Source organism: Mannheimia varigena (assembly GCF_013377235.1).
Taxonomy (GTDB): domain Bacteria; phylum Pseudomonadota; class Gammaproteobacteria; order Enterobacterales; family Pasteurellaceae; genus Mannheimia; species Mannheimia varigena.
The window spans coordinates 1,090,735-1,110,907 of sequence record NZ_CP016226.1 but is presented as its reverse complement, the minus strand read 5'-3'; the positions used below and the strand labels follow the sequence as shown (position 1 = coordinate 1,110,907).

Sequence of the window (20,173 nt, the reverse complement as noted above, 5' to 3'; positions counted from 1 at the left end):
TTTTAACATAATAAAAGCCGTTTATCTCAAAAAAGATAAACGGCTTTTTAGTGTGTAGAATCCAAAATACCTATTTCACCACATCTTTCAAAATATCTCTTAACCAACGATGAGCAATATCTTGCTCGGTTCGTTCGTGCCACGCCATCATCATCGTAAAACCTTCCACCTCAATAGGCGGAGATTGCAAATGCACGTTCGGTAAGGTTTTGGCTAAATGTTCAGGTAACACAGCCACTAAATCTGAGCCTTGTAACAGTTGTGGCAAAAGTGAAATATGGTTTACCGAAACCATTACCTTGCGTTGTTTGCCTAATTTTTGCAATGCGATGTCTGTCGCTCCACTAAATTCGCCACCATTGTAAGAGAGCATTGCGAACGGTAATTCACAAAACTGTTCCAATGTGAGTTTTTTATTCGCTAGAGAATGCGTATGGCTCATCGCACAAACATAACGCTCTTCATACAACACTGTTCTTGGTATATCCGCACTTAAATGCTCCTGACTAACTAACGCTAAATCAATTTTATTCTGTTCAAATAATGTTTTTATATTCTGTCCTTGCACAGGCAATAGTGCCACCCTTACATTCGGAGCAAGGCGGCGAAGACGCAAAATTAGCGGTAGAGCAATAATTTGCTGAACATAATCCATTGCAGCAATACGCAGGGTCATTGTCAGTTTTTCAGGCTCTAACACAGGTGGCTGTAACATAGTGTTGATTTCTTGTAAGATGCTACGAGCCGTCTGGCCTAATTGCAATGCCCTCTCTGTAGGCTGCATACCGTGCTGCACTCGCACGAATAATTGGTCATTAAAACTCTCTCTTAACCGATTTAAAATTCCGCTCATTGCAGGTTGCGTAACCGAAAGCCGCTTCGCCGCTCGGCTCACATTACATTCATCTAGCAATACGACAAAGGCTTTTAGTAGGTTTAAGTCAAGGGTTCTGATATCGCTCATTGTTATATCTCTATATCAAAATAATCAATTTGAAATAATAATAGCATTTCTTTATTATTTCGCCCAATTTAATGTATATTTGAATTTATCGTAATTTTGGGAGAAAACCAAATGGCAAAATTTAGAAAATTATTCACTCCATTTACTATCAAAAATCTTGAACTCAAAAACCGTGTGGTGATGCCACCGATGTGCCAATATTCCGCCACAGACGGTGTGCCGAATGATTGGCATTTTGTGCATTATACCAGTCGTGCGATTGGTGGTGTTGGGCTGATTATTGTTGAGATGACCAATGTCGCTCCAAATGGACGCATTAGCCCAAATTGTTTAGGTTTGTGGAATGATGAGCAAGAAGCCCAATTTAAACGTATTGTGGATAGCGTTCACACTCACGGCTCAAAAATCGGTATTCAAATCGCCCACGCTGGGCGTAAAGCTCAAGACGAACCAAATGCGGTTGCCCCTTCAGCAATTCATTATGGCGAATTAGATTATGCAGGGCAAAATCTGATTACCCCTCGTGAATTAACCACAGAAGAAGTCAAAGAGTTGGTTGTTGCTTTCCAAAATTCAGTAAAACGAGCCGTCGCTGCAGGTTTTGATACGATTGAACTGCACGCCGCTCACGGCTATTTAATCCATCAATTCTATTCGCCAAAATCAAATAAACGTACAGACGAATACGGCAAAGACCCAATGCTATTCGGCGAGCAAGTTATTAAAGCCGCAAAAGAAGTAATGCCTGCGGATATGCCTTTAATCGTACGAATTTCTGCCCAAGAGTACGGCAAAGATGGCTTTGATAGCGACTATGGTGTTGAAGTGGCTAAACGTTTTGCAGAAGCTGGTGCGGATATGTTAGATATCAGCGGTGGTGGCGATGGCGTATTATATGCAGACAACCACCCTGAGTTTTATGCTGGCTACCAAGTTTCTCTTGCAGAAAAAGTGAAAAAAGCAACAGGCTTACCTGTAATTGCAGTCGGCATGCTTGATGAGCCAGCCGTTGCCGACCATGTTTTAGGTTTAGAAAATGCAGATTTAGTAGCCGTTGGACGAGCATTATTGCGTGATCCGTATTGGGTACTGAATGCTCAATATAACCGAAACGCTGCCAACAGCTCAGAGATGCAATTTGTGCCATTCCAATATCAACGTGGGTTTATGTAGTCATAATCCTGATAATTCGCAGGGGTAAATTGCAATTTACCCCTACTAGTATTCACAGTTTTCGGAGAAACCAATGAGCTTTTTTAACAAAGAAGATATTATCAACGCATTTAATTACCGTGCTTCAACCCGTTCTTATGACGGCAATAGAAAAATCTCAGACGAAGATTTTAACTATATTTTAGAGCTAGGTCGCCTAAGCCCAAGTTCAGTAGGGTCTGAGCCGTGGCAGTTTATTGTGTTGCAAAACTCTGAACTTCGCCAAGCAATCAAGCCATATTGCTGGGGCATTCCAACAATGGAAACCGCAAGCCATATCGTGGTTATTTTAGCGAAGAAAAATGCTCGTTTTGATAGTCAATACTTTGCTGAAATTATGGATAGACGTGGCTTACAAGGCGAAGCTCGTGAAAAAGCAATGGCGGTATATAAAAAATTCCAAGAGCAAGATATTGGCATTTTAGACAACGAACGCAGCCTATTTGACTGGGCGAGTAAGCAAACCTACATCGCACTAGGTAATATGATGACAGGTGCAGCGATGATAGGCGTGGATTCCTGCCCAATCGAAGGTTTTGCATATAAAGAAGTAAACCAAATTTTAGCAGATGCAGGATTATTCGACCCGAACGAATGGGGTGTTTCAGTGATGTGCACCTTCGGCTATCGTGATAAAGAAATCCGCAAAAAAGCCCGTAAAACCTTTGAACAAGTTGTGAAATTTGTAGAATAATTAAAAAAATCAGACCGCTTGTAGCAAACAAGCGGTCTATTTTATTTCATATTTTGCAATTAAGATTGATATGACATTTATTATTGGTTTACTCGCAGGGGCCTTTATTGCGATTCAATCGGCAGTGAATGCTCGCTTACGCCAACATTTAGGTTTTGCCTTTCTAACCTCATTTGTTTCATTTTTAGTTGGGCTTATCTTTTTACTCATTTTATCCTTGATACTTGGCAGCCCATTGATTTTTAATAGCGAAACCTTATTCGCCGTTCCTCTTTGGGCTTGGACTGGTGGTCTGCTCGGTATGTTTGGCTTAACCGCAAATGTGCTAATTTTCCCCAAATTGGGGGGAGTACAAACAGCTATAATGCCAATTTTAGGACAAGTTTTGATGGGGGTTCTCATTGATACCTTTGGATTATTAAAATCCCCTCAAATTGCTATTTCTACTATCCGCCTGATAGGGATTGGATTGGTTCTGCTTGGTGTCTTTGTTGCGATTGTTTTACCTCAGCTAAAAGCACTAAAACAGAAAACCAACAATGAAAATTTATGGCTGTGGCGAGGTTTAGGCATAGTGGGTGGGATGGCTCTTGCTACTCAAGCTGCAGTGAACGGCGAATTAGGCAGACAACTTGGTTCATCATTAAGTGCAGCAACTACGTCATTTTTAGTTGGCGTAATTGGCTTATTTTTAACGGTTCTATTTTATGAAAAAAGCCTGCCAAACTTATTTAAACCCACTAAAGCCCAGCCCATTTGGATCTGGAGCGGCGGTATTTTAGGTAGCCTATTCATTCTCTCAGGTGTTTGGCTTGTGCCACAAATCGGCACAGGTTCAGTCGTTATGTTAGTGTTATCAGGCTTAATTTGCGGCAGTTTGTTAGTAGATAAATTCGGGCTATTCGGCGTAGCGAAAAAGCCTGTTTTATCATCACATTTAATCGGTGTTGCTTTATTGATACTAGGAGTAGCCTGTATTAGGCTGATTTAGTATAGGTATTAAAAATTTGCAAATATCATCTATATTTATATCTAAATATAGAAATTATCAATTACAAACAATAAATCTATTCTTCTATAATTTGCTTAATTTTTTATCCTTATTTAAGAGTTATGAATACAATAAAATCCCGTGCAGCGGTGGCATTTGCCCCGAATGAGCCACTTAAAATCGTAGAAATTGATGTAGAACGCCCGAAAAAAGGCGAAGTGTTGGTTAAAATCACTCATACAGGTGTATGCCATACTGATGCCTTTACGCTATCAGGAGCTGATCCTGAGGGCGTATTCCCAGCTGTGTTAGGGCACGAAGGTGCTGGTATCGTAGTAGAAGTAGGTGAGGGTGTAACGAGTGTTGCTGTTGGCGACCACGTTATTCCTCTTTATACCGCAGAATGCCGTGAGTGCGATTTCTGTAAATCAAGTAAAACAAATCTATGTGTAGCCGTGCGTGAAACGCAAGGTAAAGGTTTAATGCCAGATGGTACAACTCGTTTTTCTTATGAAGGTAAACCAGTTTATCACTATATGGGGTGTTCAACTTTTAGTGAATACACCGTGGTGGCAGAAGTATCATTAGCAAAAATTAACCCTGAAGCAAATCACGAAGAAGTTTGCTTGTTAGGTTGTGGCGTAACCACAGGTATTGGTGCAGTACATAATACTGCCAAAGTACAAGAGGGCGATAGCGTTGCGGTATTTGGTTTAGGCGGTATCGGTTTAGCCGTTATTCAAGGAGCTAAACAAGCAAAAGCGGGTCGTATTATTGCCATTGACACTAACCCTGAAAAATTTGGCTTGGCAAAAGAGTTCGGGGCAACGGATTGCCTAAATCCAAACGATTTTGATAAGCCTATCCAACAAGTTATCATCGAGATGACAAAATGGGGCGTAGATCATACCTTTGAATGTATTGGAAATGTAAATGTGATGCGTGCAGCGTTGGAATCCGCCCATCGTGGTTGGGGACAGTCTGTTATTATCGGTGTGGCAGGGGCTGGGCAAGAAATTTCAACTCGCCCGCTCCAATTGGTTACAGGTAGAACGTGGAAAGGCACGGCATTTGGCGGGGTAAAAGGTCGCACCCAGTTGCCACAAATGGTTGAAGATGCAATGAAAGGCATTATTCGTTTACGTCCGTTTGTTACCCACACAATGGGCTTAGAGCAGATTAACGAAGCCTTTGATCTAATGCACGAAGGTAAATCTATTCGTTCAGTCATTCATTATTAGTTATAAGGCGGAAAATTCCGCCTTTTATATTTGCAAAAAAATTGCGGATTTTGACCGCTTGTAAGGACATTATGCAACAAATTGAAAACTATCGAATCTTTGAAGGACAACAGCAGGTTTGGAAACATTCATCTTCTACGCTAAATTGCGAAATGAAATTTGCGATTTACTTACCAAAGTCTGCTGACACACAGAAATTACCTGTGCTTTATTGGCTTTCTGGCTTAACTTGTACCGAGCAGAATTTCATCACTAAATCAGGCTTTCAACGTTATGCAAATGAACATAATGTGATTGTTGTTGTACCAGATACCAGCCCACGAGGTGAGAATGTTGCTAACGATGAAGCCTATGATTTAGGGCAGGGAGCAGGTTTTTATCTGAATGCAACACAAAGCGATTGGGCAACACATTATCAGATGTATGATTATATTGTTAGCGAATTGCCACAGTTAATTAATGAACATTTTCCAACCAATGGGAAAGCGTCTATTTTCGGTCATTCAATGGGCGGATACGGCGCTTTAACAATTGCTTTTAAAAATGCAGAACAATATCAAAGTGTATCCGCATTTTCTCCAATTGTTGCCCCTAGCCAAGTACCGTGGGGGCAAAAAGCCTTTCTTGCATATTTAGGTGAAAATCAGACGGCTTGGCAAGATTACGACTGCGTAGCATTACTTGAAAAGCACCGTCCGAGCCTACCCATCTTGATTGAACAGGGCGATAAAGATCAGTTCTTAAATGAACAATTAAAACCCGAACTTTTCTGCCAGATGGCAGATAAATTAGGCATAGCATATCAATTTAATCTACGAGAGGGCTACGACCATAGCTATTACTTTATTGCCAGTTTTATTGGTAAACATATTGAATTTCACGCAAAAAATTTATACTCACTTTAATGTTTAATGGAGAAAAGCGATGACTTACCCTGTAAAATCCTACGCTGCATTTAGTGCAACAACCGACCTTGAGCCGCATTCTTTTGAACGCCGTGAGCTGCGTGAAGATGATGTGTTAATTGATATTTTATATTGCGGCGTATGCCATTCAGATTTACACACCGCTCGCAATGACTGGGGCTGGACACATACCTATCCTATTGTTCCCGGTCACGAAATTATTGGTCGAGTAACCAAAGTCGGCAGCAAAGCAAACAAATTCCAAATTGGCGATTTAGTTGGAGTGGGTTGTATGGTGGATTCTTGCCGTACTTGTTCGCCTTGCCAACAAGGGTTAGAACAATACTGCGAAAATGGCAATACTGGCACTTATGGTAGCCACGACAGATTTGATGGCACATTAACACAAGGCGGTTACAGTACAGGCGTAGTCGTTAGTGAAGACTTCGTCTTAAAAGTCTCTGAAAAACTAGATACCAAAGCAGTAGCTCCGCTTCTTTGTGCAGGCATTACCACTTACTCGCCACTCCGCCATTGGAATGTGCAAAAAGGCTCAAAAGTCGGTGTAATTGGCTTGGGTGGTCTTGGGCATATGGCAGTAAAATTAGCTGCTGCGATGGGAGCGGAAGTTACTTTATTTACTCGTTCGGCAGGCAAATCTGATGATGCCTTCCGCTTAGGAGCAAGCCGTGTGGTGCTTTCAACCGATGAAGCTCAAATGCAAGAAGTGGCTAATACGTTTGACTTAATCATCGATACCGTGCCATATACTCATGACTTAAAACCTTACATTCCAACGCTTGCGTTAGATGGCACATTAGTTTTAGTCGGCCTACTCGGCGAATTAGAGCAAACTATCAACACCGTACCAATGATTCTAGGCAGACGCTCAATTGCGGCATCTGTCATCGGTGGTATTAAAGAGACCCAAGAAATGCTTGATTTCTGTGCAGAACACAACATTGTGCCAGATGTGGAAATGATTGATGTGCAAGATATCAACAACGCTTATCAACGTATGCTGAAATCTGATGTAAAATATCGCTTTGTGATTGATATGGCAAGTTTGAAGGCTTAAATTGAGCTGATACTAACAACCGATTGAGTGTTAAGCTCAATCGGTTTTCTTTTGGAAAAATATGACGATTTTAAGAAAAACGATTAAATTTATGTTATGGCTATTAGCTGGCTTAGTGCTAATCGCTGCTGTGCTTGGCATTATGCTCTATCGTAACTTAGGCGATTTACCTGATGAGAGCCGTTTTAAAGATCTGCCTTATTACAAAAACGGGCAGTTTATCAATCTTTATACTGAAGATCTGCCCTATTATCCAGAGCAAGCCACAGGCAAAGGCGGTTTTATCCGTTACGATGGCTATACGCCGAACGGGCGTTTGCCGATGGTGGATTTAAATAAACACACATTCGGTACGCCTGAACATTTTGCTTATTATTGGCTTGGGCACGGTTCGGCTATGTTGGAATTAGACGGGCAACGCTTTTTGATTGACCCTGTGTTTGATAATGCCAATCCGCTCAACTTCCCATTGGTTGCCCCACGCTTTCAAGAAGCACCGATTGAACGTAAGAATTTGCCAGACATTGATGTGGTGCTGATTACCCACGATCATTACGATCACTTAGAAGCAAGCACAATGCGATATTTAGCGGATAAAGCCAAGCGTTTTGTCGCCCCTCTCGGCGTGAGTGCAAGATTGCAATCTTGGGGCGTGCCAGCAGAAAAAATCACCGAGCTGGGCTGGGGCGATTTCACAATGGCAGGCACAGTGAAATTAACCGCCGAACCAACACAGCACTATAGTTCTCGCTGGACGAACGATCGCAACAAAACCCTTTGGGCTTCTTTTGTGTTAGAAGGCTCACAACGTCTCTATTGGAGTGGCGATACAGGCTATGCTCAACATTTTGCTGATATTGGCAAAAAATATGGCAGTTTTGATTTAGCCTTTATCGAGATTGATGCTGCCAATGCAGGCTGGCCGAAAACTCATATGTTTACCAAGCAATCGGTGCAAGCTGCATTAGATTTGAATGCAAAAAAGATGATCCCAATTCACTGGGGCGTATTTAGTTTAGGCAGAAATTCTTGGTATCAATCGATTGATACCGCCATTACAGAGGCAAGTTCTCACAATCTTGCGATTGATGTACCAAAAATGGGCGAGAAATATCAAGCAGGCTTTACCAATGATGATTGGTGGAAAGCCCCTGAATTAAGACGGATTGAAGAATAACCAATATACAAGCGGTGCAATTTTGTGAAAATTTTGCACCGCTTGTTTTTTCATTAAGGAATGCTTTACCAACGCTGATCCGCAAAATACTCTGCCAAAAAATCTACCAATGCACGCACCGTGAGCGGCAAATGATGGCGAGTTGGATACAGAGCATAAAGCGGATAAATCGGTAATTGCCAATCGGTCAGCACGGGTTGCAAACGGCCTTGTGTTAAATGCTCTGTCAGCATATAGCTTGGTAGCATTGCAATGCCACCATCTGCCATTACCGCATTCAGTAACGCAGTAGTGTCGTTCACACAGAAAGGGCTTACCAGCTCTAGCACCGTTTCTTGTCCATCTCGATAAAATTTCCAACTTTTACGGTTTACGTTTGCGTGTGCAAGGTAACGATGATGAACCAAATCTTCAGGTGTATTTGGCACGCCATATTGAGAGAGATAAGCAGGTGTCGCAACCAGTTGTGAATGAATAGTGGCTAATTTTCGAGCCACTAAGCCAGTATCCGGGCGATCCGTAAAGCGTAAAGCAAGATCAATTCGCTCGTCAAAAAGATCGACCTTCTGATCGGAAAGCTGTAACTGCACCGACACTTTCGGGTGCTTTTGCATAAAGGCTTGCAAAGCTGTTACTAAATGTGTTCCACCAAATGAAATTGCCGCAGAAATCCGCAATGCTCCGCTTAATTCTCCCGAACGGGCAAGAAAATCTTGCTCTATGTTTTCTGTTAAATTTGCAATTTTTTGGCAATATTCGACCGCTTGTTGCCCTGCTTCAGTAAGTGAAACCTTGCGTGTGGTGCGTTGCAACAAACGAGCATTAAACCATTCCTCTAGCATTGCTACCGCACGGCTTACCATTGGTTTTGAGAGATCTAATTTGTCTGCCGTCGCAGTAAAACTGCCCGTTTCTGCAATGGTGAGAAAAATGCGAATCGCCTCAATTCTATCCATAATTTCCTCTTATTTTTTCATAAATTGAAACAATTTTATTCAAAAGTCAGTATTTATCCAAATTATTATTTCATTAAAATACAACTTATCAAATTTACTCCACAGAAGGAAAACAAAATGAAAAAAATCGCAGTCATTGGTGCAACGGGTTATGTAGGAACAGCTGTTGTGAAAGAGTTAGCGGGGCGTGGTCATCAAGTGGTAGCATTTGCTCGAAACGTAGAAAAAGTTGAGCAAACTAAGAATGTGCAAGCAGTTGCTTTTGATGTAGAAAATGCAAATTTTGCTGAGCAGTTAAAGGGTGTGGATGCGGTAATCAGTGCCTTCAACCCGGGATGGACAAATCCAAATATTGGGGCAGATTTCACTCGTGGGGCGAATGCAATTATTGAAGCGGCAAAAATCGCAGAAGTGCCGTATTTATTAGTGGTTGGAGGTGCCGGTAGCCTCTATGTTGCTCCAAATCTTCAAGTTATTGATACACCAGATTTCCCGAAAGAGATCTATGACGGTGCAAATGCTGCTCGCCATTTATTGAACGACTTGCGTGAGCGTCGTGATGTAAACTGGGCGTTTGTTTCTCCGCCTGCAATGCTTGGTGTAACAGGTGGTTATAGCGAAGAACGTACGGGAGTATACCGTCTAGGTAGTGAAGAATTGCTAATGAACGGCGATGTTCCTGCAGGCATTTCAGTGGCTGACTTTGCGATTGCTGTGGTTGATGATATAGAGCAAAAAGCCCATTTATTCCAACGCTTTACAGTATCTGAAAAATAAAATGAATGGTTCAATTAAGGCTGTGTTTACAGCCTTATTTTCATTTTCTATTATGTTAGAGTTTTTATGGAGAATTGAAATAAACACTCCAAATACAGTGTTTCATTATTAATATTCAAGATAACCTTGTGCTAGTGATGAGTGAAAATTTACTTTTGTAAACGATTGGATGAAGTTATTACTTGGATTAGATTAGCTTGAAATTCCACTTATTTATCGGTGAGTAATATAGAGTCGGGTTTGTTTATTTTGTTAAAGAATGCAAAACACCTGGCTTTTAAAGCAATTTCAACATTAATTTTATAAAGAAGGATAAGATAGGGCGAGTAAATTAGCCTCGCCCAATATGATAGTTTTATTAAATTAGTACATTAGCTACTGCAATACCCACAACACAAGCAGTAATTACACCAACTAAACCTGGCGCCATAAAGCTGTGGTTGAAGTAGTATTTACCGATTTTGGTTGTGCCTGTTACGTCAAAGTTCACGGTTGCGATATCTGACGGATAGTTTGGAATAAAGAAGTAGGCATAGGTAGCCGGCATTAAACCCACTAATAACGGAGCTGGTAAGCCCATTGCAATTCCCACTGGTAATAACATTTTGGCTGTTACCGCCTGGCTGTTTACCACCACAGATACTGCAAAAAGTGCGAAAGCAAATGTCCAAGGTTGGGCTTGAACCATTTCCATTACACCTGCTTTAAATGCTGGCATTGCGTATGTAAAGTAGGTATCACTCATCCACGCAATCCCGAAAATGGCGATTGCTGCGACCATTCCTGATTTAAACACGATACCGTTCGGCACTTTTTTCGGATCAGTTTTGGTTAGCACTAAAATTAAACCACCGAAAGTCAGCATTACGATTTGAATGATTTGGTCCATTCCCGCCACTTTACCTGTTGCAGCTACGGTTGGTTTAATGCTTGGGAGCATTGCAATCACCACAATAGTTGCAATCGCTGCTAAGAATAAGTAAACCGAGTTTTTTGCACTTGCTGGTAATTGTTCATCTAACGAAGTTGCACTGGTTTCTTCAATTTGTTTGCGTAATTCCGGGTCTTGCATACGACGTTGGAATTCAGGATCGTCTTCAAGCTCTTTACCACGACGTAAACTATATAAAGACATCGCAATGACACCGCAGAACGTTGCGGTAATAGTTACCCCGACTACATTTAAAAGCGTAACGCCTTCAAAGCCCGGTAACTTAGTAATTTCAGTTAAATAGTAAGCAACCGCCGCAGATAACGGGCTACCTGTAATCCCTAATTGAGAGGCAACAGATGCCGCAGCCATAGGTCGTTCCGGTCTGATTTTATTTTTTAAGGCAATATCACCGATAATCGGCATAATTGAGTAAACAGAATGCCCTGTACCTAACATTAATGTCATCACGTAGGTAACAAGTGGACCCAAGAATGTAATACGTTTAGGGTTGTTGCGTAAAATACGTTCTGCAATCTGTAACATAAATTTTAAACCGCCAGCCGCTTCTAAAATAGAAGCACAGGTTACAACGGCTAAAATAACTAACATAACACTAATTGGAGGAGCGGAAAGTGGCATTCCTAAGAAGAACACTTCCACGAATAAGCCAATACCTGACACAACTCCTAAACCGATACCACCGTAGCGGCTGCCTGCGTATAAAAATGCTAATAAAAGCAAAAATTCTGCATAAAGCATAAGAACCTCAAAAGTAAAATAATCACTAGAAATAAGTATACTCGAATTATTTTTTTAAACTTTGAAATAAATCAAAAATTACTAACTCTAAAGATGTAGTTTGATGAAAATCTAATCTATTTTTTAGAAACATAGATTACTGAGCCATTAATAGATATCTCACCTTGAAGGCAAACGATTGCTCTGATAGAATTTGCAGAACAAAAAATCAACTGTAATGAATAATTATTCATTTTAAAAGGGTGTTATGAAAAGCTGCTTTTACTTGTTAATTAATGTTTTTGCACAAAGCCATTTTGGTGGCAATCCACTTGCCGTATTTTATGAGGCAGATGAATTAGATTGCAGCCAAATGCAGCTGATTGCTCGCCAGTTTAATCTTTCTGAAGTCGTTTTTATTCAATCTCCTACTCATTCACAAGCGGTCAAAAAACTCAAAATTTTTACACCTGATTATGAAATGCCTTTTGCTGGACATCCAACGGTTGGTGCAGCCTTCGTTTTACGTTCACAGCTTAATTTGCCTGATGAATATATTATTGAAACCAATGCAGGTTTAGTGGAAATTCAGCATAAAAATGATGTAGTTACCTTTGCCTTAAAAAATGGAATAAAAATAGAAAATGCACTGCTAAGCCGTTCCGAATGTGCCGATATTTTAGGGCTTGAGATTAGCAATATTGCTTGTGAACCTTGCTATGTAAATACAGGAGTAGAGCAGTTACTCATTGGGTTATCATCCAAACAAGCGGTCGAAAATTGCAAAATAAATGCAAATTTATTCATTGATAATCCGTTGATAAAAGATAGCTTATACATTTGGCATAGAACAGAAAATAATGTAAAAGCCCGCTTATTTTTTACTTCTCAAGGTACTGTTGTTGAAGATCCGGGAACAGGATCAGCTGCAGCAAATTTGGGTGGTTGGCATATTGTAAAAGGGCTAACACCGTTGAATGTCATTATTTCTCAAGGTGATGAAATAGATAGACCGAATCGTTTGTCTTTAAGTGTTGATGAGAAACACATTATCTTTGTTGGCGGTAAAGCAATTTTAGTCGGCAAAGGGGAGTTTTATTTACCGTAAAATTTTAGTTGTTATTGATTGAATTTTTATGCAATAATATTGCATAATTTAATTTTAATGTTTACAGGGAGAAACAAAATGGCATTTAATCTAAAAAACAGACATTTACTGAGTTTAGTAAACCACACCGAGCGTGAAATTCGCTTTTTGTTAGACTTAGCTCGTGATTTAAAACGTGCGAAATATGCAGGCACAGAACAGCAGAAGTTAAAAGGTAAAAATATTGCCTTAATCTTTGAGAAAACCTCAACCCGTACCCGCTGTGCTTTCGAAGTGGCGGCTTATGACCAAGGGGCTCACGTCACTTATATCGATCCAACTTCTTCACAAATCGGACACAAAGAGTCGATGAAAGATACAGCTCGAGTGCTAGGCAGAATGTATGATGCGATTCAATATCGTGGCTACAAACAATCCGTAGTGCAAGAATTAGCCGATTATGCCGGCGTGCCAGTATTCAACGGCTTAACCGATGAATTCCACCCAACCCAAATGTTGGCGGATGTTTTAACTATGATTGAAAACTGCGAAAAACCACTCAGCCAAATTAGCTATGTATATATTGGCGATGCCCGTAACAACATGGGGAACTCGTTATTATTAATCGGTGCAAAATTAGGTATGGACGTGCGTATTTGTGCCCCGAAAGCCTTATTGCCTGAAGATGCGTTAGTTGAAATGTGTCACAAATTTGCTGAAGAATCAGGGGCGAGAATTACTGTAACGGAAGATATTGAAAAAGCGGTTAAAGGTGTAGATTTCGTGCATACTGATGTTTGGGTTTCAATGGGCGAGCCATTAGACAGCTGGGGTGAGCGTATTGATTTATTAATGCCTTACCGAGTAACAGCAGAGTTAATGAAATTGGCAGGCAACCCTAAAGTAAAATTTATGCACTGTTTGCCGGCATTCCATAACTGTGAAACGAAGGTTGGCAAAGATATTGCTGAAAAATACCCTGCTCTTTCAAATGGCATTGAAGTAACTGAAGAGGTGTTTGAATCTCCCGCTAATGTGGCATTTGAGCAAGCAGAAAACCGAATGCACACCATTAAAGCGGTGATGGTGGCAAGTTTGGCTTAGTTGAAATTAAAAGCGGATTATTAAAAAATAATCCGCTTTTTTGCTATTTCAGCATCAAATATTTTGTTGTGAAATTATCTACCACATAGCCAACGTCATCTTCAAAGAGAAGTCGAATATCACTCAGTGATAGCTCTGCATTACCCAAATCAATGTTGAGTAGATCGGATTTTATGCTTTCCAATACGTCATCTTGATGCGTTCGCGTAATGTCTAAATTATGCTTAGCGAAAATTTTCCACACTTCATCGTCGATATTAAACTGAATTTCAGGCTCAATACCGTTAAAGGTGATGATAAATTCCTTCGGAGCTTTTATTTCATCACAGGCTTGGGCGGTTTCGGTATAATTATCAGCATTAAATTCATTAGTGGTAAAGTCATAACCTTGATAGATTAACGTTTGGCACTGATTTCTATCCTCTTCGGTTCTTCGAGTATAGATATGGTTTGGGCGATAAAACCTTCTCTCAAGAACAATAAGCTCTTTCACATTTTCCATATCGGCTTTGGTTAAACGAATAGGATTGCGATTAGCCGTTTCAAAAATGCGTGGATTATTATAATCTCTCTCGCTAATCAGTTCATAAGATGACTCAATACCATATTTTTCTTTAAATTTTTCAGAGCGAAATTCTCTTGCAACATAACTTACCATTGAATTAAAGCGTTCAATTTCAGCACGGTTATCGCCTAGTGATTGTTTATGCTTAAAGACGGCTTCTTTGTTGATTTTATTATTTTCATCAAACAAATTATGTTCGCTCAAATAGTTATCTAAACGCTGGGTTTGATCTTCAATCGCTATTTTTTGAGGGTCTAAAACAAAGACCGAAATTAAAATAACCGCAATCGAAACGGCAGAGAATAAGCGGTATTGAGCGAAACGTTGCACTAGTAATAATCCATAACAGATAGTTAGGGTTATTGCCCCAATCACTAAATAAATACGGGCTTCGGTTAAGCCGTAATTGCTTATGCGAATATAGATGGCATACCACACTAAAGCGAGAGGCAATAAGGCTAAATAAACATAGTAACGGTAGAACCATTGCCATTTTGCATTTTGTAACAATAATTGAACCGCTTGTATTACTAAGCCAATGGTTAAATAAGGGAAGGCAACGTTGGCAACTATGCCGTTTGGCATTTCCCCTCTGGCAATAATATAGACCACATAGGCATAAATAATCGCGGTATAGATAATTAACGCTGGCGATAAAATCCAGTTAAGCAACATCTCGCCGATGTTATTTAAATATCTGTCTGTAGTTGCACTTTGCTGCTCAAGCGTTAAAAACAGCACGGGGAATGCCCAAGATCCGGCAAAAATACCAAATCGTTCAAAGATAGGGCTGCTATACATTTCAAAATTAAATAAGAAGATAATCGCAAGCGTAATACAGCTCAATACTCCCCAAATAATCATTGCTAACGCTCCTGCAAATGCCATATTGATAAGTTTGTTCGACATTTCATCAATAAATTTGCGGTTATCCTTATGCCAATATTGGCTGATTAAGCAAAGAAACGTGCAGAGAGTGACCGCCCAATAACGGGAGTCTTCCAGTAAGTTTAGATTGATTTTATGGTGGAAGAAGCTAATAGCAATCGGAATAGGAGTAAGCAACCAATATACTTTGCTGTTACGCATAAGGTATAACAGCACAAAGCAGAGCGGGGAAAGAGCAATGAGATTTTCCAATAGCCTAAAATCATTAAAATAGCTTATATTCTTAATTAAGAAAAAGGAAACATAAGTAACAAATAGAATTTCTAACGGGTGTTGAATAACTGTTTGCCTAACCATTGATGTGAAATGTTGCAGCCTGCCTAGCATAATGTATCCTCAACAATAAATTTTTAACAGTATAATTGAAAAGAAAAGCCCACAGCAGAAAACTGTGGGCTTTGTTCTTACAACCAACCTTTACGCTTAAAGTAAATATAAGGGGTAGCGGCGGCTACAATCATTAAACCAATCGCCATTGGATAGCCATATTTAAATTGCAATTCAGGCATAAATTCAAAGTTCATACCATAAGTAGAAGCAACCAGTGTAGCAGGTAGGAACATTACTGACACCACTGAGAAGAATTTCATAATACGGTTCTGCTCAATGTTGATATAACCCATCGCCGCTTGCATTAAGAAGTTCACTTTTTGGAATAACGATTCATTATGTGGTTGTAGAGATTCAATATCTCGCATAATATCCCGAGCCTGCTCAAGCTGATTATTCGGCAAGCGGGTTTTTCGTAGTAAGAAACTTAATGCACGCTGAGTATCCATCAGGCACAAGCGTACTTTTGAACTGGCATCTTCAAATTCAGTTAAGCGAGAAAGTGCATCGTTAAAGTTATCTTTTTCTTGTTTACCGTCTAAAATCACACGGCTTAATTTTTCCAAATTCGCATAGACCTCCTCAATTACGTCTGCCAGCTGTTCGATTTTGGTTTCAAATAAGTCGAGCAACAATTCATAAGCGTTACTGTCAATTAATTTTTCACGGCGTGAACGCATACGATACAGGCGAAATGCCGGTAAATCTCGATCACGAAACGTGAATAAACGCCCATCACGAATAGTAAAGGCAACGGTAGCAATATCCGCATAGCCACCATCATCTAAACAATAAAAGAATGAGTGCAAGTGTAAGCCGTCTTCATCTTCAAAAAAGCGTGCAGAAGCTTCTAAGTCTTCTAATTCGTGTTCTTCAGCAAGGGTTTGGTCTAAACGGTTTTCTAACACGCTTCTTTCAGCTTCAGAAGGGTCGATGAGGTCGATCCAAATTGCATCATTGAGCAGGGTTGGGTTAGTTTCATCAACGCTGACTAAGCGTGCGTTATCCAGTCCAAAAGCACGGATCATATTAAGCTCCGAATGGTTAGGAGGCTAGGACAAAAAGGAACAAAGATACTAGGCGAGTATTACCGATCTTGTCGGTAATTTGAGGTTAGACAAGATAGGTTAAAGAGTTAAGTATCGACTATGACTGTCCAAAATGTGTAATCCTCAAGAAAAAATAATGTGCGAATGTTACAGAATTTAGGTTTTTTAGTCAAGTAAGCGGAGGTTTGCTTGGAAAATTGACAATGCTACAAGCGGTGATTTTTTTGATGAAATTTGCAAATTATTAAGGAAAAATGACCGCTTTTTTGCTATGGTTACACCTAAATTTTAATGAAAGAGAATGAGCTATGAATAACGTTCAGCAATCAGAACAAATTGAAAAATTAGACCAAGCTACAGAAACCACTCACTTCGGTTTTAAAACCGTTGCTAAAGAAGAAAAACAGCAGCTCGTGGCGAATGTGTTTCACTCGGTGGCAGGTAAATATGACTTAATGAATGATTTGCTCTCATTTGGTATCCATCGTGTGTGGAAGCGTTTTACCATTGATTGCAGTGGTGTTCGAAAAGGGCAGAAAGTGCTTGATTTAGCAGGCGGTACGGGCGATTTTACCGCAAAATTTTCTCGTATTGTGGGTGAAACAGGCGAAGTGATTTTAGCGGATATCAACAGCTCAATGCTTGAAGTCGGGCGGGAAAAACTACGCAATTTAGGCGTAGTGGGCAATGTGAGCTATGTGCAGGCAAATGCTGAGTGCTTGCCTTTTGCCGATAATACTTTTGATTGTATCGTCATCAGCTTTGGTCTGCGTAATGTTACTGATAAAGATAAAGCTCTACGTTCAATGTTCCGAGTACTAAAACCGGGTGGTCGCTTACTTGTTTTAGAGTTTTCAAAACCGATTATTGACCCAATCAGCCAGCTTTATAATTTCTATTCGTTCAATATTTTACCGAAAGTTGGCGAAGTGGTGGTCAATGATGCGGAAAGCTACCGCTATTTGGCGGAATCTATTCGTATGCACCCAAAGCAAGACGAACTAAAATCGATGCTTGAACAAGCAGGCTTTGAAAGCGTAAATTACTATAATTTAAGTGCGGGCATTGTGGCATTACACAGAGGTTATAAATTTTAACGATGTTAAATGAACTTAAACAACAATTGATGTTTCCTCAATTTGCTTTTGGGTTGATTGAAACGGCATTTAATGCGTTACTTAAACGCTCACCACATATTGAGCCTAACCTACGTAAATTAACAGGAAAAGTGCTTAAAATTGAATTAACTTCGCCCAAAATGGATTTTTTTATCCTGTTTGGTGAGAATCGAACAGATTGGCTAGGTAGCTATGAAGGCGAGCCGGATTGTTCTGTACAATTGGCGTTTGAAACACTCCCTAAACTGGCAGATAAACAAAAACTCACCGACTTAATCAATAATAAATCGCTCGTGCTAAATGGCGATATTCAGGTGTTGCAACATTTCACCACGTTACTTGAGCAGTTAGAAAAAGACCCTGCGGAGTTGCTTTCCCCTTTTATTGGTGATGTATTAGCACAAACTTCAACCGATTTTGCGAAAAAGATGGCAGGTAAAATTAAATCTCAGTTCGAGCTAAATAACCAACATTTGGTTGATAATTTAATGCAAGAACGCCCTGTGCTCGTTCATCGCCTGCAAGCGGTGAATTTTTACGATCAGGTCGAAGAATTGGCACAACAAGCGGTCAAATTAGAGCAAAAATTCGCAAAATTAGGAATTCATTAATGCAATTTAAAAATATTCGGCGTTTTTATCAAATTATCCACACTTTTCTCCGCTATGGCATTGATGAAGCCATTCCTAATCTGCCGATTACCCGCAAAATGAAATTAGGGCGTAGAGCGTTGTTTTGGGTTAAAAATCAGCATAGTGAAAAACCTTATGGCGTTCGTTTACGTTTGGCGTTGCAAGAGCTTGGACCGGTTTGGATTAAATTAGGGCAGATGCTTGCCACTCGCCGTGATCTTTTTGCCCCAGAGCTGGCTGACCAACTTGCCTTGTTGCAAGATAATGTAGAGCCGTTTGAGGGTAAAGTTGCTCGTCAAATTATGGAGCAAGCATTAGGTGGTTCTCTCGAAACGTGGTTTGAAGATTTTGATGAAACCGCATTAGCATCGGCTTCTATTGCTCAAGTGCATACGGCAAAATTTAACCAAAATCAACCGCTTGCAGGCAAAGATGTAGTGCTAAAAGTGATTAGACCGGGCATTGAACCTGTTATCAAAGCGGATTTGGAGTTAATGTATAAAATTGCTCAACTGATCCCAAAATTATCAAATGATGGCAAGCGTTTGCGTGCGGTCGAAGTGGTTAGAGAGTACGAAAAAACGATTTTAGACGAGCTGGATTTACGCAAAGAAATGCATAATGCTGTTCGGCTGAGAGCTAATTTTGAAAACAGTGAAATGCTCTATGTGCCGGAAATGTACCAAGATTTCTGCCATAAAAATCTGATTGTGATGGAGCGGATTTACGGTATTCCTGTATCCAATATTGCCGAGCTTGAAGCAAATGGAACAGATATGAAATTACTTGCCGAACGTGGTGTGCAAGTGTTTTTCACCCAAGTGTTTCGTGATAGCTTTTTCCACGCAGATATGCACGCCGGTAATATTTTTGTTAGTCGTGAGAATCCGCATAATCCTCAATATATCGGCATTGATTGCGGTATTGTCGGTACGCTGAACCATAACGATAAACGCTATTTGGCGGAAAGTTTTGTGGCGTTTTTTAACCGTGATTACCGCCGAGTCGCCTTAATGCACGTGGAATCGGGCTGGACACCGCCGGATACCGATATTGATAAATTTGAACAAGCTTTCCGTGAAGTCTGCGAGCCGATTTTTGCCAAGCCGTTGTCTGAAATTTCATTTGGACACGTTTTGCTGAATCTGTTTAATGTGGCTCGAGAATTTAATATGGAAGTGCAGCCGCAGTTAGTGTTGTTACAAAAAACCTTACTTTATATTGAAGGCTTGGGTAGACAGGTTTATCCTCAGCTTGATTTATGGCAAACCGCTAAGCCATTTTTACAAAATTGGCTGAATGAACAGGTGGGGATGAAAGCGATGGTTCGGGATATTAAACAGCGTTTACCACAATATCGTGAGCATTTTGCCGAATTTCCTGAAGCTTTATTTAAAGCGTTACAACAGCAAAAGCAAATTAATTTCCGCTTAGCAGAAATTAATGAAAGTTTGAAATCTCAGCAGAGTAATGGAAATAGTCGTTTTATCACACTTTCTGTTTCTGCAATGGTGATTTTGGGGACGCTTTGGAAATTTGAAACATTACCAATTTGGTTAAGTGTGCCATTGCTTACACTCTTTCCATTATTGTTAATTTTGACTCAGCGTAAATAAGCGGTTGTTTTTTGCGATTTTTTTGCAAAATTCCTTTTTTATATGTCAAACTGGCAT

The 20,173-nt window shown here is 40.2% G+C and carries 18 protein-coding genes; 13 read left to right on the top strand and 5 right to left on the bottom strand.

What is annotated here, in order from left to right; genetic code table 11:
* Window positions 1-70: 70 nt before the first annotated feature.
* On the bottom strand, window positions 71-964 hold the full coding sequence (locus A6B40_RS05130; protein WP_025218069.1) for a LysR family transcriptional regulator: 894 nt from the start codon (window positions 962-964) through the stop codon (window positions 71-73).
* 111 nt (window positions 965-1,075) lie between these two features.
* Between A6B40_RS05130 and A6B40_RS05125 the strand changes: the two genes are divergently transcribed.
* From A6B40_RS05125 to A6B40_RS05095, 7 genes are all read left to right on the top strand, one after another.
* Window positions 1,076-2,137 (top strand): NADH:flavin oxidoreductase/NADH oxidase, encoded by a 1,062-nt coding sequence (locus A6B40_RS05125; RefSeq protein WP_176671762.1) that lies wholly within the window; start codon window positions 1,076-1,078, stop codon window positions 2,135-2,137.
* Between the two features lie 73 nt (window positions 2,138-2,210).
* Window positions 2,211-2,870: an NAD(P)H-dependent oxidoreductase gene (locus A6B40_RS05120; protein ID WP_176671761.1), complete on the top strand. Its 660-nt coding sequence runs from the start codon at window positions 2,211-2,213 to the stop codon at window positions 2,868-2,870.
* Between the two features lie 70 nt (window positions 2,871-2,940).
* Entirely contained in the window at window positions 2,941-3,861 is a 921-nt protein-coding gene (locus tag A6B40_RS05115; RefSeq protein WP_176671760.1) for a DMT family transporter, read from the top strand.
* Window positions 3,862-3,992: 131 nt separating this feature from the next.
* The gene (locus tag A6B40_RS05110; RefSeq protein WP_176672324.1) at window positions 3,993-5,102 is read left to right on the top strand and encodes an S-(hydroxymethyl)glutathione dehydrogenase/class III alcohol dehydrogenase; all 1,110 of its coding nucleotides are present in this window, start codon (window positions 3,993-3,995) and stop codon (window positions 5,100-5,102) included.
* A 71-nt stretch (window positions 5,103-5,173) separates the two neighbouring features.
* Window positions 5,174-6,007, top strand: coding sequence for an S-formylglutathione hydrolase (fghA, locus tag A6B40_RS05105; RefSeq protein ID WP_176671759.1), 834 nt, complete (start codon window positions 5,174-5,176; stop codon window positions 6,005-6,007).
* 19 nt (window positions 6,008-6,026) lie between these two features.
* A complete protein-coding gene (locus tag A6B40_RS05100) occupies window positions 6,027-7,085 on the top strand; it encodes an NAD(P)-dependent alcohol dehydrogenase (RefSeq protein ID WP_025248242.1) in 1,059 nt (352 codons plus the stop codon).
* A 61-nt stretch (window positions 7,086-7,146) separates the two neighbouring features.
* Complete coding sequence (locus A6B40_RS05095) at window positions 7,147-8,262, top strand: MBL fold metallo-hydrolase (RefSeq protein ID WP_236966854.1); 1,116 nt, start codon at window positions 7,147-7,149, stop codon at window positions 8,260-8,262.
* Between the two features lie 65 nt (window positions 8,263-8,327).
* On the opposite strand, the gene A6B40_RS05090 is transcribed toward A6B40_RS05095, so the two are convergent.
* Window positions 8,328-9,218, bottom strand: a complete 891-nt coding sequence (locus tag A6B40_RS05090; protein WP_176671758.1) for a LysR family transcriptional regulator — start codon at window positions 9,216-9,218, stop codon at window positions 8,328-8,330.
* 117 nt (window positions 9,219-9,335) lie between these two features.
* Here A6B40_RS05090 and A6B40_RS05085 point away from each other — a divergent pair, with 117 nt between their 5' ends.
* Window positions 9,336-9,995: an NAD(P)-dependent oxidoreductase gene (locus tag A6B40_RS05085; RefSeq protein ID WP_025248239.1), complete on the top strand. Its 660-nt coding sequence runs from the start codon at window positions 9,336-9,338 to the stop codon at window positions 9,993-9,995.
* A 358-nt stretch (window positions 9,996-10,353) separates the two neighbouring features.
* On the opposite strand, the gene A6B40_RS05080 is transcribed toward A6B40_RS05085, so the two are convergent.
* Entirely contained in the window at window positions 10,354-11,688 is a 1,335-nt protein-coding gene (locus tag A6B40_RS05080; protein WP_025248238.1) for an anaerobic C4-dicarboxylate transporter, read from the bottom strand.
* Window positions 11,689-11,935: 247 nt separating this feature from the next.
* On the opposite strand from A6B40_RS05080, the gene A6B40_RS05075 reads away from it, so the two are divergent.
* On the top strand, window positions 11,936-12,775 hold the full coding sequence (locus A6B40_RS05075; protein WP_176671757.1) for a PhzF family phenazine biosynthesis protein: 840 nt from the start codon (window positions 11,936-11,938) through the stop codon (window positions 12,773-12,775).
* A gap of 78 nt (window positions 12,776-12,853) precedes the next feature.
* Window positions 12,854-13,858 carry an ornithine carbamoyltransferase gene (locus tag A6B40_RS05070; RefSeq protein WP_138317347.1) on the top strand — a complete coding sequence of 335 codons (1,005 nt, stop codon included), beginning with the start codon at window positions 12,854-12,856 and terminating at the stop codon, window positions 13,856-13,858.
* Window positions 13,859-13,901: 43 nt separating this feature from the next.
* On the opposite strand, the gene A6B40_RS05065 is transcribed toward A6B40_RS05070, so the two are convergent.
* A complete protein-coding gene (locus A6B40_RS05065) occupies window positions 13,902-15,512 on the bottom strand; it encodes a DUF4153 domain-containing protein (protein ID WP_236966853.1) in 1,611 nt (536 codons plus the stop codon).
* A 263-nt stretch (window positions 15,513-15,775) separates the two neighbouring features.
* A complete protein-coding gene (gene corA / locus A6B40_RS05060) occupies window positions 15,776-16,729 on the bottom strand; it encodes a magnesium/cobalt transporter CorA (protein ID WP_176671755.1) in 954 nt (317 codons plus the stop codon).
* Window positions 16,730-17,058: 329 nt separating this feature from the next.
* Here corA and ubiE point away from each other — a divergent pair, with 329 nt between their 5' ends.
* Genes ubiE through ubiB form a run of 3 tightly spaced genes read left to right on the top strand, consistent with a single transcriptional unit; the run spans window position 17,059 to window position 20,116 of the window.
* Window positions 17,059-17,847, top strand: coding sequence for a bifunctional demethylmenaquinone methyltransferase/2-methoxy-6-polyprenyl-1,4-benzoquinol methylase UbiE (gene ubiE / locus A6B40_RS05055; RefSeq protein WP_176671754.1), 789 nt, complete (start codon window positions 17,059-17,061; stop codon window positions 17,845-17,847).
* 2 nt (window positions 17,848-17,849) lie between these two features.
* Complete coding sequence (locus A6B40_RS05050; protein ID WP_176671753.1) at window positions 17,850-18,479, top strand: ubiquinone biosynthesis accessory factor UbiJ; 630 nt, start codon at window positions 17,850-17,852, stop codon at window positions 18,477-18,479.
* Complete coding sequence (ubiB, locus tag A6B40_RS05045; protein ID WP_176671752.1) at window positions 18,479-20,116, top strand: ubiquinone biosynthesis regulatory protein kinase UbiB; 1,638 nt, start codon at window positions 18,479-18,481, stop codon at window positions 20,114-20,116. The genes A6B40_RS05050 and ubiB overlap by 1 nt, the downstream gene beginning before the upstream one ends.
* Window positions 20,117-20,173 lie beyond the last annotated feature (57 nt).

Excerpts from the sequence above, each read along its gene's own strand:
- A6B40_RS05130 (WP_025218069.1), bottom strand. The coding sequence starts at position 964 with ATGAGCGATATCAGAACCCTTGACTTAAACCTACTAAAAGCCTTTGTC.
- A6B40_RS05125 (WP_176671762.1), top strand. The coding sequence starts at position 1,076 with ATGGCAAAATTTAGAAAATTATTCACTCCATTTACTATCAAAAATCTT.
- A6B40_RS05120 (WP_176671761.1), top strand. The coding sequence starts at position 2,211 with ATGAGCTTTTTTAACAAAGAAGATATTATCAACGCATTTAATTACCGT.
- A6B40_RS05115 (WP_176671760.1), top strand. The coding sequence starts at position 2,941 with ATGACATTTATTATTGGTTTACTCGCAGGGGCCTTTATTGCGATTCAA.
- fghA (WP_176671759.1), top strand. The coding sequence starts at position 5,174 with ATGCAACAAATTGAAAACTATCGAATCTTTGAAGGACAACAGCAGGTT.
- A6B40_RS05100 (WP_025248242.1), top strand. The coding sequence starts at position 6,027 with ATGACTTACCCTGTAAAATCCTACGCTGCATTTAGTGCAACAACCGAC.
- A6B40_RS05095 (WP_236966854.1), top strand. The coding sequence starts at position 7,147 with ATGACGATTTTAAGAAAAACGATTAAATTTATGTTATGGCTATTAGCT.
- A6B40_RS05090 (WP_176671758.1), bottom strand. The coding sequence starts at position 9,218 with ATGGATAGAATTGAGGCGATTCGCATTTTTCTCACCATTGCAGAAACG.
- A6B40_RS05085 (WP_025248239.1), top strand. The coding sequence starts at position 9,336 with ATGAAAAAAATCGCAGTCATTGGTGCAACGGGTTATGTAGGAACAGCT.
- A6B40_RS05080 (WP_025248238.1), bottom strand. The coding sequence starts at position 11,688 with ATGCTTTATGCAGAATTTTTGCTTTTATTAGCATTTTTATACGCAGGC.
- A6B40_RS05075 (WP_176671757.1), top strand. The coding sequence starts at position 11,936 with ATGAAAAGCTGCTTTTACTTGTTAATTAATGTTTTTGCACAAAGCCAT.
- A6B40_RS05070 (WP_138317347.1), top strand. The coding sequence starts at position 12,854 with ATGGCATTTAATCTAAAAAACAGACATTTACTGAGTTTAGTAAACCAC.
- A6B40_RS05065 (WP_236966853.1), bottom strand. The coding sequence starts at position 15,512 with ATGCGTAACAGCAAAGTATATTGGTTGCTTACTCCTATTCCGATTGCT.
- corA (WP_176671755.1), bottom strand. The coding sequence starts at position 16,729 with ATGATCCGTGCTTTTGGACTGGATAACGCACGCTTAGTCAGCGTTGAT.
- ubiE (WP_176671754.1), top strand. The coding sequence starts at position 17,059 with ATGAATAACGTTCAGCAATCAGAACAAATTGAAAAATTAGACCAAGCT.
- A6B40_RS05050 (WP_176671753.1), top strand. The coding sequence starts at position 17,850 with ATGTTAAATGAACTTAAACAACAATTGATGTTTCCTCAATTTGCTTTT.
- ubiB (WP_176671752.1), top strand. The coding sequence starts at position 18,479 with ATGCAATTTAAAAATATTCGGCGTTTTTATCAAATTATCCACACTTTT.